The organism is Enterobacter cloacae complex sp.6700776, from assembly GCF_048284255.1.
Lineage (GTDB): Bacteria > Pseudomonadota > Gammaproteobacteria > Enterobacterales > Enterobacteriaceae > Enterobacter > Enterobacter intestinihominis.
This window is the reverse complement of record NZ_JBLVYK010000003.1, coordinates 316319-331246: the sequence shown is the minus strand read 5'-3', so window position 1 is coordinate 331246 and position 14928 is coordinate 316319. Positions and strand designations below refer to the sequence as shown.

Genomic DNA, 14928 nt, shown 5'->3' with positions numbered 1-14928 from the left:
CCCGCCTGTCGGGGGTTTTTCTCATTGATGGTGCGATATGGACTCAATCGAACAACAACTTACTGAACTGCGAACCACGCTTCGCCATCATGAATATCTCTATCATGTTATGGACGCACCGGAAGTGCCGGATGCGGAATATGACCGCCTGATGCGTGAACTGCGCGAGCTGGAAGCGCAGCACCCCGAACTGATTACGCCCGATTCCCCAACGCAGCGCGTCGGCGCGGAACCGCTGGGTGCTTTCAGCCAGGTGCGCCACGAAGTGCCGATGCTGTCGCTGGATAACGTGTTTGATGAAGAGAGTTTTCTGGCTTTCAACAAGCGCGTGCAGGATCGCCTGAAGAGCGTCGACAATCTGAGCTGGTGCTGCGAGCTAAAACTGGATGGTCTGGCCGTCAGCATTCTTTATGAGAACGGCGTGATGGTACGTGCCGCAACGCGCGGCGACGGCACCACCGGGGAAGACATCACCACCAATGTGCGCACCATTCGTGCGATCCCGCTGAAGCTGCGTGGCGATAACATTCCTGCGCGGCTGGAAGTGCGCGGGGAAGTTTTCCTTCCGCAGGCGGGCTTTGAGAAGATCAATGAAGAAGCGCGTCGTACCGGGGGTAAAGTGTTTGCAAACCCGCGTAACGCGGCGGCAGGTTCGCTGCGCCAGCTCGATCCGCGTATCACCGCGAAGCGACCGCTTACTTTCTTCTGCTACGGCGTCGGGATCCTGGAAGGCGGTGACCTGCCGGATACCCACCTGGGTCGTTTAATGCAGTTCAAAGAGTGGGGTTTGCCGGTAAGCAACCGCGTGCAGCTTTGCGACTCTCCAGAGGCGGTGCTGGCGTTCTATCACAAGGTTGAAGAAGATCGTCCCACGCTTGGGTTTGATATTGATGGCGTAGTGATCAAGGTTAACTCCCTGGCATTGCAGGAACAGTTGGGTTTTGTTGCCCGGGCGCCACGCTGGGCAGTGGCCTTTAAGTTCCCGGCGCAGGAGCAGATGACCTTCGTTCGCGACGTGGAATTTCAGGTAGGACGTACGGGGGCGATTACGCCTGTGGCGCGTCTGGAGCCTGTGCAGGTGGCTGGCGTGCTGGTCAGTAACGCTACGCTGCATAACGCCGATGAAATTGCCCGTCTGGGGCTGCGAATTGGTGACAAAGTGGTGATTCGCCGCGCGGGCGATGTGATCCCGCAGGTGGTTAACGTAGTGGAATCAGAACGTCCTGCCGATACCCGTGCCATCGAGTTTCCTGCCCATTGTCCGGTATGTGGTTCGGACGTTGAGCGCGTGGAAGGTGAAGCGGTTACGCGCTGTACGGGCGGGTTAATCTGCGGCGCGCAGCGTAAAGAGTCCCTGAAGCACTTTGTCTCCCGCCGGGCGATGGACGTCGACGGAATGGGTGACAAGATCATCGACCAGTTAGTTGAGAAAGAGTATGTCCATACGCCAGCGGACCTCTTTACCCTGACGGCAGGTAAGCTGACCGGTCTTGATCGTATGGGGCCGAAATCTGCCCAGAACGTGGTCAATGCGCTTGAGGCGGCCAAAAATACTACCTTTGCCCGTTTCCTTTACGCGCTCGGCATTCGTGAAGTCGGAGAGGCGACGGCGGCAGGGCTGGCGGCGTATTTCGGCACGCTGGAGGCTCTTGAGAAAGCCACCATCGACGAACTACAGAAAGTCCCTGACGTTGGTATAGTGGTCGCTACCCACGTCTTCAACTTCTTCGCCGAAGAGAGCAACCGTGAAGTGATCGGTAAATTACTGGAACAGGGCATTCACTGGCCCGCACCGGTAGTGGTTAATGCAGAAGAGATCGACAGCCCATTTGCCGGTAAAACGGTGGTGCTGACCGGCAGTCTGAGCCAGCTCTCGCGTGATGACGCGAAAGCGCGCCTGGTGGCGCTTGGGGCAAAAGTGGCGGGAAGCGTGTCAAAGAAAACCGACCTGGTGATCGCCGGGGAAGCGGCCGGTTCGAAGCTGGCAAAAGCGCAGGAGCTCGGCATCGAGGTGATCGATGAAGCGGAAATGATGCGCCTTTTAGGAGAGTGATGTGGAAAAAGAGCAGCTCGTTGAGATCGCCAATACGGAGATGCCGTTCGGTAAATATAAGGGCCGCAGGCTGATTGATTTACCGGAAGAATATCTGCTGTGGTTTGCCCGTAAGGATGAGTTTCCTGCCGGGCGTCTTGGCGAGCTGATGGCTATCACATTACTGATCAAAACAGAGGGGCTGACCCAGCTGGTGCAGCCCCTGAAACGTCCTTAAACTTTCGCGGCGCGGGTCTCTTCCTGCGCCAGCTTTTCAGTCTGTGCCTTGTAACGCCGCGCCAGTACCGCACACACCATCAGCTGGATCTGATGGAAAATCATCAGCGGTAGTACCATCATCCCAATGACCGACGTCGGGAACAGAATATTGGCCATCGGGATCCCGTTGGCCAGGCTCTTTTTCGATCCACAGAATACGATGGTGATTTCATCGGCCTTATTGAAGCCGCATTTGCGGGCCACAAAGACGTTAACCGCGATCACAATTGTCAGCAGAACAATGCTTACCACCACAATAAACAGCAGCGATCCTGCGCCCACCCTGTGCCAGATGCCGTTCACCACGGCTTCGCTGAAGGCCGTGTAAACCACCAGCAGAATGGAGCTTTGGTCCGTTTTCCCGATCCATTTTTTGTGTTTCGCCACAAACGCCCCAATCCAGGGGCGGGATAAGTGTCCGAGCACAAACGGCAGTAGCAGTTGCAGACAAATTTTACCCACCTGCTCCAGATTACCTTCTGCACCATGCATGTTCATCAGCAGACCGACCAGCAGCGGTGAAACAAAGATCCCGAGCAGGCTGGAAGCCGAAGCAGAACAGACCGCCGCCGCGACGTTGCCGCCAGCCAGCGAGGTAAAGGCAATAGCAGACTGCACGGTGGCCGGCAAAATGCACAGATAAAGGAAACCGGTATAGAGCGCCGGATCGACATTCACCGGCGCCCACCAGGCAAACAGCACGCCCAGAACAGGGAAGAGGATAAAGGTGCTGCACATTACCCAGAGGTGCAGTCGCCAGTGGCTACCGCCTGCAATAATGGCTTCCCGGGAGAGTTTGGCGCCATGCATAAAGAACAACAGGGCAATGGCTGCCGTGGTCAGCCCTTCAATGACCGGAACGAAACCGCCCCGCGCCGGGAAGAACGAGGCCAGCAAGACGACACCAATCAGGGTCAGCGTAAACGGATCAAGGATACGAAAAAGTTTCATAATCACTCCTGAAAACAGATGCCGCTATTGTGCTTTCTTCCCTTTGAGAAATAAAATTGATTTATTGCATCCATTCATGAATTAAATAGATGAATTATTCACTACGTCAGCTTCGTGTTTTCGTCACCGTCGCGCAGGCCCACAGCTTCAGTCGGGCAGGGGAGATGATTGGCCTCAGCCAGTCGGCGGTGAGCCATAGCGTGAAAGAGCTGGAAACTCAAACCGGCGTGAAGCTGCTCGACCGCACGACGCGCGAAGTGGTGCTCACCGAAGCGGGACATCAGCTGGCAACGCGTCTGGAAAGGCTGCTGGATGAACTGAACAGTACGCTGAGAGACGCCGGACGGCTTGGACAACAGCTTTCCGGTACCGTGAGAGTGGCGGCGAGCCAGACGATTTCGGCGCATCTTATTCCCCAGTGCATCGCTGAAAGTAATCACCGCTATCCGGATATCGATTTTGTTTTGCACGACAGGCCGCAGCAGTGGGTACTGGAAAGTATTCGTCAGGGGGATGTGGATTTCGGGATTGTTATTGATCCCGGAGCGGTAAGCGACCTGGAATGTGAAGTGGTACTCTCGGAACCCTTTTTATTGCTCTGCCGCGATGATGATCCTCTGGCATCGCTGTCGCAGGTGGCCTGGCAAGCCTTACAGGGGGCAAACCTGGTGTTACAGGATTATGCATCAGGTAGCCGCCCGCTGATAGATGCCGCACTGGCCGCACAGGGCGTAAAGGCAACCATTGTGCAGGAGATTGGGCATCCTGCCACGCTCTTCCCCATGGTCGAAGCGGGGATTGGCATCAGCGTTCTGCCTGCGCTGGCGCTGCCACTGCCGCAGGGAAGTCGTTTAACGGTGAAGCGTTTCCTGCCCTGTATTGAACGCCAGCTGATGCTGGTACGCCGTAAAAACAGGTCTCTTTCCGGAGCGGCTCATGCCTGCTGGGATGTGGTGCGTATGCAGGCCAGGCGTCTGATGGAGGCCCGCACGCGCGATCCACTTTTTAACGAAACCAATGATCAGATATAGATATCAATCTGATGTTCTGCGGAGGGTTTATTGACGCCTTCCGCCACGGCCTGACCGCTTTCCTGTTTTGGCATCGCCTCTTCTGCCTGCTGACGCTGCAATTGCGCCAGCTGTGCCTGCAACATAGCCAGCTGAGATTCGAGCAATTCTTGCTGCTTTTGCTTTTCTTCCGCTGTGGCATCACCCATGGCGACTTCTTTAAGTTGCTGAGTGACTTTCGTTATCTGTTTGGTCAGACGGGTGATCTGGGAAGCAATGTCGTTTCCGCCGGAGCTGTTATCTACGCTGCCGATTTCCATCGCCGACAGAGAAACGGGCTTAAGAGTTGTCATATTGAGATCCTTTTCGCCATAAAATAGAGGTATCGGCAAAGAAGGCGTGAGCTTGAGTAAAACAAGCGGTTTGGCTGTAATGGGGATGTGCTATATCGCAGATAGCAAAAAAGCGCCTTTAGGGCGCTTTTTTACATTGGTGGGTCGTGCAGGATTCGAACCTGCGACCAATTGATTAAAAGTCAACTGCTCTACCAACTGAGCTAACGACCCGAAATGGTGGGCGATGACGGGCTCGAACCGCCGACCCCCTCCGTGTAAAGGAGATGCTCTACCAACTGAGCTAATCGCCCATTTCGGAACTGCTACGATAAGGTGAGAATGGTGGGCGATGACGGGCTCGAACCGCCGACCCCCTCCGTGTAAAGGAGATGCTCTACCAACTGAGCTAATCGCCCAATCTCAATTCTTATCTACACTGCGAGTCTACCGAAGTAGATGGTGGGTGATGACGGGCTCGAACCGCCGACCCCCTCCGTGTAAAGGAGATGCTCTACCAACTGAGCTAATCACCCCCGCTGTGTGGAGTCGCATTATAGGGAGAGTTGAAAATGAGTCAACGCATTTTCTAAAGTTTTTATTCGTTCGTCGTAAAATTAGTCAAAACGATCGCAAAACGGACTGTGGTGCATGATTTCTAAACAAAAACAGCAATCTCGAACCGGATAAAGTGATCGACATTGAGGAATCGGCCCACAGTGATAGAATATTGCCCATTGTTTTCTTCCCAGGATTTGCCGATTACCGGCATCTTTATAACGTAAGGCCATTTCATGAAAATCAAAACTCGCTTCGCGCCGAGCCCGACAGGCTATCTGCATGTCGGTGGTGCACGTACCGCTCTCTACTCCTGGCTTTTCGCACGCCACAACAAAGGTGAGTTTGTGCTGCGTATTGAAGACACCGATCTGGAGCGCTCAACGCCGGAAGCAATTGAAGCCATTATGGATGGGATGAACTGGCTGAATCTGGAGTGGGACGAAGGCCCATACTTCCAGACCAAACGTTTTGACCGCTATAACGCCGTAATTGACGAGATGCTGGTCGCAGGCACGGCCTATAAGTGCTACTGCTCAAGGGAGCGTCTGGATGCGCTGCGTGAAGAGCAAATGGCAAAAGGCGAAAAACCGCGTTATGACGGTCGTTGCCGTCATGACCACAGCGAGCATGCTGCTGATGAGCCTTGCGTAGTGCGTTTTGCTAACCCGCAGGATGGCTCTGTTATCTTTGATGACCAGATCCGTGGCCCGATCGAATTCAGCAACCAGGAGCTGGATGACCTCATCATTCGTCGTACTGACGGCTCGCCAACCTATAACTTCTGCGTGGTTGTGGACGACTGGGATATGGAAATCACTCACGTGATCCGTGGTGAAGACCATATCAATAACACCCCGCGTCAGATCAACATTCTTAAAGCGCTGAACGCGCCTGTACCGGTGTATGCGCACGTATCGATGATCAACGGTGACGACGGTAAAAAGCTGTCCAAACGTCATGGCGCGGTGAGCGTGATGCAGTACCGTGATGACGGCTATCTGCCGGAAGCGCTACTGAACTATCTGGTGCGTCTGGGCTGGGCTCATGGTGACCAGGAGATCTTCAGCCGCGAAGAGATGATCGAGCTTTTCTCTCTGAACTCGGTAAGCAAATCAGCCAGCGCGTTCAACACTGACAAACTGCTGTGGCTGAACCATCACTACATCAATACCATGCAGCCAGAGTATGTGGCGACTTATCTGCAATGGCATATTGAGCAGGCAAACATCGATACCCGTACGGGCCCTGAACTGGCGGATCTGGTGAAGCTGCTTGGCGAGCGTTGCAAAACGCTGAAAGAGATCGCCGAGAGCTGCCGTTACTTCTATGAAGAGTTTGACGCGTTCGACGCCGACGCGGCCAAGAAACACCTGCGTCCGGTTGCGCGTCAGCCGCTGGAAGTGGTGCGAGATAAACTCGAAGCCATTACCGAATGGACTGCAGAAAATGTTCACCACGCGATTCAGGCAACCGCTGATGAGTTGGAAATTGGCATGGGTAAAGTCGGTATGCCGCTGCGCGTTGCGGTGACGGGGGCAGGCCAGTCTCCGGCGCTGGACGTGACCGTTCATGCCATTGGCAAATCACGTAGCGTTGCGCGTATCAACAAGGCGCTGGGCTTTATTGCTGAGCGCGAAAGCCAGCAGTAATGCTCGTGAAATACAAATAACGGCAGGGTAACCTGCCGTTTTTTATGTCTGTTATTCAGCAATACCAAGACGCGTGAGAAAACCCTGCAAACCTTCGCGAGCGAGCAGCTTGTGCAAACGTTCCTGTTCGACAGTTGTCATGTTTTCCAGCGAGTCGATAATTTGTGGAAGCAGGCTGGATGAGGTCGCCACGCCATAGAGTGAAGGGCTTTCTGCCACATGGTAAACAGCCCGACTGTTACGAATGGCGGGAAGGCTAATGATGTGCTCCTTAACGTGCGCATCAATACATATCACCCTCGCTCTTCCGCCTTTTACACCGTTGATACCCTCCGTTTTCCATCCTTTCTGTCGTATCCAGCGATTAACGGTTTGTCGGGCGACGCCCAGACTGTCCGCCAGCTCTTCCGTGGTCATTTTGCTGCGTAATCTTTTCATATTAGCGTTGGTCGCGAATCCCTAAGCGTTGTAACAATCCGGTAATCCCTTCCCGCAGTAACAGAGATGTCATCTGCTTTTGCTCATCCGGCGTCATTTCATTCGCCAGCGTCAGGAGCAGGGCGTGAAGCGAGCCTTCGTGGTACGCCTTTTCTGGCATTTCCGGCGACTCTGTTACCCTGCGTGCGCTGCGAATAAAGTCGCGCACTTTTTCATTGACGTGTACCAGACGCGCCTTGCCGCCCTGAACGCCTGGTTTTGGCGATGTAATCCAACCCTCTTTGCGTACCCATTTATTGATGGTCTGTCGGCTATAGCCAGTCAGCAGGGCTAACTCTTCTGGCGTCATTCGTTCCTTGATCATACAATTTCCTGAATATCTGTGGGGTTAATTAGTGGTTCATTTTATAGCACCGTTTTACGTGAAAACGTGACAAGCTTAACTCCTGGCTGCGAGCAGACTCGCAAAGTGATTCATTTGCATGATTTTTCGGCGGTTGAAAGGCTGAGGTTGAATTTGCCGTTGACACTGTGCGGCGGAATTCATATTATGCCGCCCGTCAACATGACAGCTTTACGATGGGGCTATAGCTCAGCTGGGAGAGCGCCTGCATGGCATGCAGGAGGTCAGCGGTTCGATCCCGCTTAGCTCCACCAAACTCTGAACCCAACAGAGTACGGTAGGTAAAGTAACATGTGGGGCTATAGCTCAGCTGGGAGAGCGCTTGCATGGCATGCAAGAGGTCAGCGGTTCGATCCCGCTTAGCTCCACCAAAATTTAAACCCTCGTCGTCAGACGGGGGTTTTTTATATCTTGTAAAATATTTAGACTGTTTTTGTTGCAATTAACGTCATTTTCTATACCTCACCTCAATCCAAATCAATAAATAAGTCCATAAATAGACCTAAACTTGATTCGTCCAATTAATAAACCTATTATCGATCCGGTCAATAAGACGATGGTTAAATAGATTACCCGGATTAATGAATAGAAAAATTTACAATAATGTAAAAATATTTATGATTGCCCTGGCGCTAAGCCTGATTGCGATCCCCTTTTCCCGTTATATCTCTCCGCGCGCTATCGTTAACGAAAATGATGTTTATTTAGCGTGGCTGCCCTTAAGCGCCATGCTCGCCATCGTGTTGTTATTTGGACGACGGGCAATCATTCCTTTGTTGCTAGGTTTTAGTGTTACTAATGCTTATTACTTTGATTTAGCCCCGCTACAATCTATCGTTTTATTATGTTGTCAGACGTTCTCCGTCTTCGCCGCCTGTGGCGTTATCCGTTTGATGCTGGGCAAGCGCTGGCGCCACAGCATGCCGAATAAGTACATTGGTATACGTATTTTATGGCTCGGATTTATGGTGCCTGTGGGCATCAAATTATCGATGTATCTGGCGGGGTATTTATTTGATTTCCCGGTAACAATCTCCTCCTATTTCGGCGAAGGCTCTGCAATTTATAACGTTATCGATATTCAGAGTCTGATTTGCGCCGCCCTGATTTTCACCATGATGTTCTATTATCCATTAAGAATGATTATTAATCCTCGCTATGCCCGAACATTCTGGCGGCGAAGCGTGAAGCCCCTCTTTTGCAACAAAAAAGCGTTATTTATCGTTGTGTGGCTGATGCTGTTGGTCTCAATGATCGCTATTTTATGCGCGCCTTTTGAGTCGCAGTTTATTGCGGGTTATTTGATGCCGACCGTTTTCATTCTTTTTACCCTGGGTATTGGTCGTTTGAGCTATGCGCTCATCTCTTTATTCTGGGCAGCCTCAGCGCTCATGTTGTTGACCTATAATTATAATTTTCTCAATGGCGTTGAATCGGGCCACTCGCTCTCCTTTATTCTGTCGGTACTCATCTCTTTCGCTATCTGCCTGCTTTACATGTCGCAGATCTATCAGAAAAGTGAATGGCTGAAACAGGGGTGGCAGGATAGGGCGCTTACCGATCCGCTCACCGGTCTGCCTAACATTCGTGCGCTGGAAGTTTTTCTACAGCATCATCCTGAGGCCAAAGTCTGCTGCTTGCGTCTGGATAATCTGGAATTCCTGAGCCGTCACTACGGCATCCTCATGCGCGTGCACTGTAAAAAGATGATCACCGCGTCGCTGCAGCCGTTATTGCAAAAAGACGAGAAGCTCTTCCAGTTACCAGGCAGTGAACTGATGTTGGTCTTGCTGGGACCGGGCACGGCTGAACGTCTGCAATTTATGGTTGACCATCTGAACAGCCGTAAAATTATCTGGAACAAGACTGAGCTCGACATTGAGTTTGGTGCCTCCTGGGGGGAAGTGCCAAATGGAGAAAGCGTGCATCACACGCTGGGTCAGTTGAGCTGGCTGTCCGAGCAGTCCTGTTCCGGGCATAACGTCCTTGCGTTAACCAACAGTCTGGATGATGTTTCTGGTCATACGACTGACAGGGTGCTAATGCTGGCCCGTATAAAACGCGCCCTTGATATCGGTGGTCTCCATCTTTACGCGCAGCCAATTCACAACGCGCGCGGAGAAGGGTACTTTGAAATCCTTTCGCGTCTTGAAAGTGATGGTGAGATCATCACCCCTGACCGCTTTATTCCGCTGATTGCTCAGTTCAACCTGAGCCACCGATTCGACCTGAACGTGGTGGAAAAATTGCTGATGTGGATGCGCAGTCATCCATCCGGACGGGCCGGAACGCGGTTCTCCGTTAATCTGATGCCGCTGACGCTGATGCAGAACGAGATTGCAGCTGAGATCATCGCGCTTTTTGAACGCTACGCCGTTGCACCGCAAGATATCGTCATTGAGATCACCGAGGAACAGGCTTTCTCTGACTCGGGAAGCAGCATCAACAATATCCAGCAGCTGCGGGATTATGGCTTCCGCATTGCTATCGATGACTTTGGTACCGGCTATGCCAACTTTGAGCGCCTGAAGCGACTGGAGGCCGATATCATTAAGATCGATGGCTGCTTCGTGAAAGATATCTGCACCGACAGCATGGATGCGATGATCGTGCAGTCCATTTGCAACATGGCAAAAACGAAATCGCTTTGTGTGGTGGCTGAATATGTGGAATCGGCTGAACAACGCGAGATGTTGCTGCGATACGGCGTTGATTATTTGCAGGGCTATTTGATTGGTAAACCACTGCCCCTGACGGCGCTGGAGACATAAAAAAACCGGGAGCGATGGCTCCCGGTTTTCATTGAGCGGTATGGATTACAGCACCAATGCTGCGATAGAGGCAGACAGGACGCTCACCAGCGTTGAACCGTAAACCAGCTTCAGGCCAAAGCGAGAAACGACGTTACCTTGCTCTTCGTTCAGGCCTTTAATCGCACCAGCGATAATACCGATGGAAGAGAAGTTCGCGAAGGAGACCAGGAAGACGGACAGGATCCCTTCCGCACGCGGGGAGAGCGTGCTGGCAATCTTCTGAAGATCCATCATCGCCACGAATTCATTGGATACCAGTTTCGTTGCCATGATACTGCCCACCTGCAACGCTTCGTGAGCGGGCACACCCATTACCCAGGCGACCGGGTAGAAGATATAGCCCAGAATACCCTGGAACGAAATACCAAGTACGGCCGCAAACAGGGCGTTCAGCGCAGCGATCAGTGCGATAAAGCCAATCAGCATCGCGGCAACGATAATCGCAACCTTGAAACCCGCCAGAATGTATTCACCCAGCATTTCGAAGAAGCTCTGTCCCTCGTGCAGGTTTGACATCTGAATGTTCTCTTCGCTGGCATCCACGCGGTACGGGTTAATCAGCGAAAGAACAATAAAGGTGCTGAACATATTCAGAACCAGCGCTGCAACCACGTATTTAGGTTCCAGCATAGTCATATACGCGCCCACGATAGACATGGAAACGGTAGACATTGCTGTCGCCGCCATGGTGTACATGCGGTTACGGGACATCTTGCCGAGGATATCTTTATACGCAATGAAGTTCTCAGACTGACCCAGGATCAGCGAGCTGACTGCGTTAAAGGATTCCAGCTTGCCCATGCCATTAACTTTCGATAACAGGAAGCCGATTGCACGGATAACCACCGGCAGAACACGAATGTGCTGGAGGATCCCGATCAGGGCAGAGATGAAGACGATAGGGCAGAGCACTTTCAGGAAGAAGAAGGCCAAACCCTGATCGTTCATGTTGCCAAAGACAAAGTTAGTCCCGTCGTTGGCAAATCCGAGCAGTTTTTCGAACATTTCGGAGAAGCCTTTCACGAAGCCGAGGCCTACGTTGGAGTTCAGGAAGAACCACGCAAGTAAAACTTCAATGACCAGCAGCTGGACAACATAGCGAATACGAATATTTTTGCGGTCAGTGCTGACCAGCAATGCGAGTGCAGTAACGACAACGAGTGCCAGGACAAAATGAAGGACGCGGTCCATATTTGCTCCAAATATGAGGCAGGTTTAATTTCCGTGCACATTCTATGTAACAAGCACAAAGAAAACGAGATCAAGCCCACACTATAGTTACATCCTGTGACGAGTCTCAAAAATAGTGATCAACAATACATTTTTGTTATGTTAGGTAAATGAGTGAAAAGTTAAGTTTGTGTGCTACGCTTCACAAATGTCTGCGCATTTTCACATTCTGTGACCTTGCTCCACCTGCCTGTCTATTGTCCCTGGCTATCAGAGTAATCATGTTAACCATTACAAATGAACTTGATAATCATTCTCATTTTGATAGCATAAAACATAGCACAGGCTATATTTCCAGAGGCAGAAATGACGAATAGTCGCGTAGAGAGTAGCAGCGGCAGGGCGGCACGCAAGCTGCGGTTCGCATTAATGGGACCTGCATTCATTGCCGCGATTGGCTACATCGATCCGGGTAATTTTGCGACCAATATTCAGGCCGGGGCCAGTTTCGGCTATAAGCTGCTGTGGGTTGTGGTGTGGGCCAACCTGATGGCGATGCTGATTCAGATGCTTTCCGCGAAGTTGGGTATTGCCACCGGGAAAAACCTGGCGGAGCAAATCCGCGATCACTATCCGCGTCCGGCGGTATGGTTTTACTGGGTCCAGGCGGAAATTATCGCCATGGCCACCGATCTCGCCGAGTTTATCGGGGCGGCGATCGGCTTTAAGCTTATTCTGGGCGTCTCCCTGCTACAGGGCGCCGTGCTGACCGGTATCGCCACGTTCCTTATTTTGATGCTCCAGAGGCGGGGACAAAAACCGCTGGAGAAAGTCATCGGCGGCCTGCTGCTGTTCGTCGCTGCCGCCTATATTGTTGAGCTGATTTTCTCCCAGCCGAATCTGGTGCAGTTGACGAAAGGGATGGTGATCCCGTCGTTACCCACCTCTGAAGCCGTATTTCTGGCCGCCGGGGTGCTGGGGGCGACCATTATGCCGCACGTAATTTATCTGCACTCTTCTTTAACCCAAAATCTGCACGGCGGGACGAGTAAAGAGCGCTACTCCGCCTCGAAATGGGATGTGGCAATTGCGATGACCATTGCCGGATTTGTGAATCTGGCGATGATGGCGACTGCCGCCGCCGCGTTTCACTTTAACGGGCATACCGGGGTTGCCGATCTCGACCAGGCGTACCTGACGCTGGAGCCGTTGCTGAGCCATGCCGCTGCCACTATTTTTGGTTTAAGCCTGGTTGCTGCGGGACTTTCCTCTACGGTTGTGGGGACACTGGCCGGGCAGGTGGTGATGCAGGGGTTCGTACGTTTCCATATTCCACTGTGGGTTCGCCGTTCGGTAACGATGCTGCCTTCCTTTATTGTAATTCTGATGGGGCTGGATCCGACCCGCATTCTGGTGATGAGTCAGGTGCTGCTGAGTTTCGGTATTGCGCTGGCGCTGGTGCCGCTACTGATATTCACCAGCAACAAATCGCTGATGGGCGATCTGGTGAATTCGACGTGGGTGAAACGCGCCGGGTGGGCCATTGTGGTCGTGGTGGTGGCGTTAAACATGTGGTTGCTGTTAGGCACAGCAGCAGGCCTGTAAAAGAAAAAGGAGCCGTGAGGCTCCTTTTAGCTGTTAATGGTGATGGCCGTGACCATGGCCTCTGCCTTTTCCGTGACCCCTGCCGCCACGGCGGTCGTCACGATCGTTCCAGCCTTCGCGGTAGCCGCGCTCGTAGGCCTTACGCTTATCCCAGCCACGGTGATAGCCGTTATCGTGTTTCCACCAGCGGTTTTTACGCCACTCATAATGTCGGTGCCAGTAGTCACGGTCGCGCCAGTAGCCACCGTCCCAGTATCTGCCGTAGTCATCACGATCGCCAATTTGTAATTTAATCGATGGCAACAGGGTGATTTCGCCCGCATTGGCGACCAGCGGGGCCGAAGCCAGTAGTACCGCTGCAAGAATCAGTGACCTGAACATACTCTTCTCCTTCACGATCGGGGCCGCTGTGCGACCTGTTAACGCAATTTTACGAGTTGGTAAACATTCGTTTCATCGCCTCAACTCCTAAATCATGAACGAGAGCACTTTTTGCTAAAAGTGTTTTTAATCTGAACTGGACAGGATCGCTTCTATCGTCTTCAGCTCTTCTGCGGAGAAATGACGATTTTCAAGCATGCCTGCTGCATCATCAATTTGTCCGGTTTTGCTTGCGCCGATGAGCACGGATGTCACCGCATCGTGGCGCAGGATCCAGGCCAGTGCCATTTGCGAAAGCTTTTGCCCCCGTTTTTCCGCCAGCGCATTCAGCTTGCGTACCTTTTCCAGCTTTTTGTCGGTGACCTGTTCCGGATTAAGGAACTTACTGCCGCTTGCTGCGCGAGAATCTGCCGGGATGCCGTTCAGATAGCGATCGGTCAACTGTCCGCCCGCCAGGGGAGAGAAGGGGATACATCCCACCCCATTTTGCTGCAACACGTCCAGCAACCCCTCTTCAGGCGCACGTTCAAACATGGAGTACTTCGGCTGGTGGATTAGACAGGGCGTGCCCAGATCCTCCAGTATTTCAATCGCCTGCCGCGCCAGTTCTGCCGGGTAGTTGGACAGGCCGATGTACAGCGCTTTGCCCTGGCGCACCACATGGTCAAGCGCTTTCATCGTTTCACGTAGCGGCGTTTGTGGATCGGGGCGGTGGTGATAGAAGATATCAACGTACTCCAGCCCCATACGCCTGAGGCTCTGGTCCAGGCTGGAAATCAGATATTTACGCGAGCCCCAGTCGCCGTAAGGCCCGTCCCACATGGTGTAGCCCGCTTTGGTGGAGATGATTAGCTTATCGCGCCAGGGCAGGAAATCCTCCTGCAGGATGCGCCCGAAGTTGCGTTCGGCTGAACCAGGAGGTGGGCCGTAATTATTAGCAAGGTCAAAATGTGTAATACCCAAATCGAAGGCGCGCTGTAAAAGTTGACGGCTGTTTTCGAGCAGCGTCGCGTCGCCAAAATTATGCCAAAGCCCCAGCGAGATGGCGGGAAGCTTGAGGCCGCTTTGTCCACAGCGGCGATATTGCATTGTCTGGTAACGATTTTTGTCAGGTTGATAACCCATGAGCGAGACCTCTGGCGCTGGAAAGAAAAATCAGTGTATGCGTTTACACTAACCTGAAGAAAATGAGCATAGCTCAGCTTTTTTCGTAAAGCATTCTTTCCAGCCCCTGATTGTCGGCAATTCTGGACACCCTTCACGCTTATTTAATACTCAGAGTGAGGTCAACGTCAGAAGGACAC

The 14928-nt window shown here is 52.5% G+C and carries 13 protein-coding genes and 6 tRNA genes; 8 read left to right on the top strand and 11 right to left on the bottom strand.

Translation table 11 applies throughout. The features are described 5' to 3' along the window. The first annotated feature begins 37 nt into the window (after window positions 1-37). Together ligA and ACNQ0T_RS07675 are read left to right on the top strand one after the other, a co-directional pair. Window positions 38-2053, top strand: a complete 2016-nt coding sequence (gene ligA, locus ACNQ0T_RS07680; protein ID WP_032623825.1) for an NAD-dependent DNA ligase LigA — start codon at window positions 38-40, stop codon at window positions 2051-2053. 1 nt (window position 2054) lies between these two features. Next, window positions 2055-2270, top strand: coding sequence for a DUF3820 family protein (locus tag ACNQ0T_RS07675; RefSeq protein WP_003861328.1), 216 nt, complete (start codon window positions 2055-2057; stop codon window positions 2268-2270). Here the strand turns inward: ACNQ0T_RS07675 and ACNQ0T_RS07670 are convergent. Further along, window positions 2267-3262 carry a bile acid:sodium symporter family protein gene (locus ACNQ0T_RS07670; RefSeq protein ID WP_022648941.1) on the bottom strand — a complete coding sequence of 332 codons (996 nt, stop codon included), beginning with the start codon at window positions 3260-3262 and terminating at the stop codon, window positions 2267-2269. The genes ACNQ0T_RS07675 and ACNQ0T_RS07670 overlap by 4 nt on opposite strands. Before the next feature lie 89 nt (window positions 3263-3351). Between ACNQ0T_RS07670 and ACNQ0T_RS07665 the strand changes: the two genes are divergently transcribed. Next, window positions 3352-4293 (top strand): LysR family transcriptional regulator, encoded by a 942-nt coding sequence (locus ACNQ0T_RS07665; protein WP_193131825.1) that lies wholly within the window; start codon window positions 3352-3354, stop codon window positions 4291-4293. On the opposite strand, the gene ACNQ0T_RS07660 is transcribed toward ACNQ0T_RS07665, so the two are convergent. The 5 genes from ACNQ0T_RS07660 to ACNQ0T_RS07640 form a co-directional block, all read right to left on the bottom strand. Further along, entirely contained in the window at window positions 4284-4625 is a 342-nt protein-coding gene (locus ACNQ0T_RS07660; RefSeq protein WP_022648939.1) for a FlxA-like family protein, read from the bottom strand. The two genes, ACNQ0T_RS07665 and ACNQ0T_RS07660, sit on opposite strands and share 10 nt — an antisense overlap. Window positions 4626-4762: 137 nt before the next feature. Beyond that, window positions 4763-4838, bottom strand: a tRNA-Lys gene (locus tag ACNQ0T_RS07655). A 4-nt stretch (window positions 4839-4842) separates the two neighbouring features. Beyond that, window positions 4843-4918: transfer RNA gene (locus ACNQ0T_RS07650), tRNA-Val, on the bottom strand. A 29-nt stretch (window positions 4919-4947) separates the two neighbouring features. Beyond that, window positions 4948-5023 (bottom strand) — tRNA-Val (locus ACNQ0T_RS07645). Window positions 5024-5064: 41 nt separating this feature from the next. Continuing rightward, a tRNA-Val gene (locus ACNQ0T_RS07640) sits at window positions 5065-5140 on the bottom strand. 258 nt (window positions 5141-5398) lie between these two features. Here ACNQ0T_RS07640 and gltX point away from each other — a divergent pair. Further along, a complete protein-coding gene (gene gltX / locus ACNQ0T_RS07635) occupies window positions 5399-6814 on the top strand; it encodes a glutamate--tRNA ligase (RefSeq protein WP_022648938.1) in 1416 nt (471 codons plus the stop codon). Between the two features lie 51 nt (window positions 6815-6865). Here gltX and ACNQ0T_RS07630 read toward each other — a convergent pair whose 3' ends face one another. Together ACNQ0T_RS07630 and ACNQ0T_RS07625 are read right to left on the bottom strand one after the other, a co-directional pair. Continuing rightward, a complete protein-coding gene (locus tag ACNQ0T_RS07630; protein WP_032622330.1) occupies window positions 6866-7252 on the bottom strand; it encodes a YfeC-like transcriptional regulator in 387 nt (128 codons plus the stop codon). 1 nt (window position 7253) lies between these two features. Continuing rightward, complete coding sequence (locus tag ACNQ0T_RS07625; RefSeq protein WP_022648936.1) at window positions 7254-7616, bottom strand: YfeC-like transcriptional regulator; 363 nt, start codon at window positions 7614-7616, stop codon at window positions 7254-7256. A gap of 217 nt (window positions 7617-7833) precedes the next feature. Here ACNQ0T_RS07625 and ACNQ0T_RS07620 point away from each other — a divergent pair. The 3 genes from ACNQ0T_RS07620 (at window position 7834) to ACNQ0T_RS07610 (ending at window position 10426) form a co-directional block, all read left to right on the top strand. Further along, window positions 7834-7909, top strand: a tRNA-Ala gene (locus ACNQ0T_RS07620). Window positions 7910-7950: 41 nt separating this feature from the next. Then, window positions 7951-8026: transfer RNA gene (locus ACNQ0T_RS07615), tRNA-Ala, on the top strand. Window positions 8027-8236: 210 nt separating this feature from the next. Then, a complete protein-coding gene (locus ACNQ0T_RS07610; RefSeq protein ID WP_417929836.1) occupies window positions 8237-10426 on the top strand; it encodes an EAL domain-containing protein in 2190 nt (729 codons plus the stop codon). Between the two features lie 45 nt (window positions 10427-10471). Here the strand turns inward: ACNQ0T_RS07610 and nupC are convergent, their stop codons facing one another. Then, window positions 10472-11659, bottom strand: a complete 1188-nt coding sequence (gene nupC / locus ACNQ0T_RS07605; RefSeq protein WP_022648934.1) for a nucleoside permease NupC — start codon at window positions 11657-11659, stop codon at window positions 10472-10474. A 345-nt stretch (window positions 11660-12004) separates the two neighbouring features. Here nupC and ACNQ0T_RS07600 point away from each other — a divergent pair, with 345 nt between their 5' ends. Next, complete coding sequence (locus ACNQ0T_RS07600) at window positions 12005-13243, top strand: Nramp family divalent metal transporter (RefSeq protein WP_032623830.1); 1239 nt, start codon at window positions 12005-12007, stop codon at window positions 13241-13243. Window positions 13244-13276: 33 nt separating this feature from the next. Here ACNQ0T_RS07600 and ypeC read toward each other — a convergent pair whose 3' ends face one another. Further along, window positions 13277-13624, bottom strand: a complete 348-nt coding sequence (ypeC, locus tag ACNQ0T_RS07595; protein ID WP_022648932.1) for a DUF2502 domain-containing protein YpeC — start codon at window positions 13622-13624, stop codon at window positions 13277-13279. 126 nt (window positions 13625-13750) lie between these two features. After that, window positions 13751-14749 (bottom strand): L-glyceraldehyde 3-phosphate reductase, encoded by a 999-nt coding sequence (gene mgrA / locus ACNQ0T_RS07590; RefSeq protein ID WP_417929834.1) that lies wholly within the window; start codon window positions 14747-14749, stop codon window positions 13751-13753. Window positions 14750-14928 lie beyond the last annotated feature (179 nt).

Bases quoted from the DNA above. Each gene is read 5' to 3' on its own strand.
- ACNQ0T_RS07630 (WP_032622330.1), bottom strand. From the start codon at position 7,252: ATGAAAAGATTACGCAGCAAAATGACCACGGAAGAGCTGGCGGACAGT.
- ACNQ0T_RS07670 (WP_022648941.1), bottom strand. From the start codon at position 3,262: ATGAAACTTTTTCGTATCCTTGATCCGTTTACGCTGACCCTGATTGGT.
- ACNQ0T_RS07665 (WP_193131825.1), top strand. From the start codon at position 3,352: ATGAATTATTCACTACGTCAGCTTCGTGTTTTCGTCACCGTCGCGCAG.
- ACNQ0T_RS07625 (WP_022648936.1), bottom strand. From the start codon at position 7,616: ATGATCAAGGAACGAATGACGCCAGAAGAGTTAGCCCTGCTGACTGGC.
- ACNQ0T_RS07610 (WP_417929836.1), top strand. From the start codon at position 8,237: ATGAATAGAAAAATTTACAATAATGTAAAAATATTTATGATTGCCCTG.
- ACNQ0T_RS07600 (WP_032623830.1), top strand. From the start codon at position 12,005: ATGACGAATAGTCGCGTAGAGAGTAGCAGCGGCAGGGCGGCACGCAAG.
- mgrA (WP_417929834.1), bottom strand. From the start codon at position 14,749: ATGGGTTATCAACCTGACAAAAATCGTTACCAGACAATGCAATATCGC.
- gltX (WP_022648938.1), top strand. From the start codon at position 5,399: ATGAAAATCAAAACTCGCTTCGCGCCGAGCCCGACAGGCTATCTGCAT.
- ligA (WP_032623825.1), top strand. From the start codon at position 38: ATGGACTCAATCGAACAACAACTTACTGAACTGCGAACCACGCTTCGC.
- nupC (WP_022648934.1), bottom strand. From the start codon at position 11,659: ATGGACCGCGTCCTTCATTTTGTCCTGGCACTCGTTGTCGTTACTGCA.
- ypeC (WP_022648932.1), bottom strand. From the start codon at position 13,624: ATGTTCAGGTCACTGATTCTTGCAGCGGTACTACTGGCTTCGGCCCCG.
- ACNQ0T_RS07660 (WP_022648939.1), bottom strand. From the start codon at position 4,625: ATGACAACTCTTAAGCCCGTTTCTCTGTCGGCGATGGAAATCGGCAGC.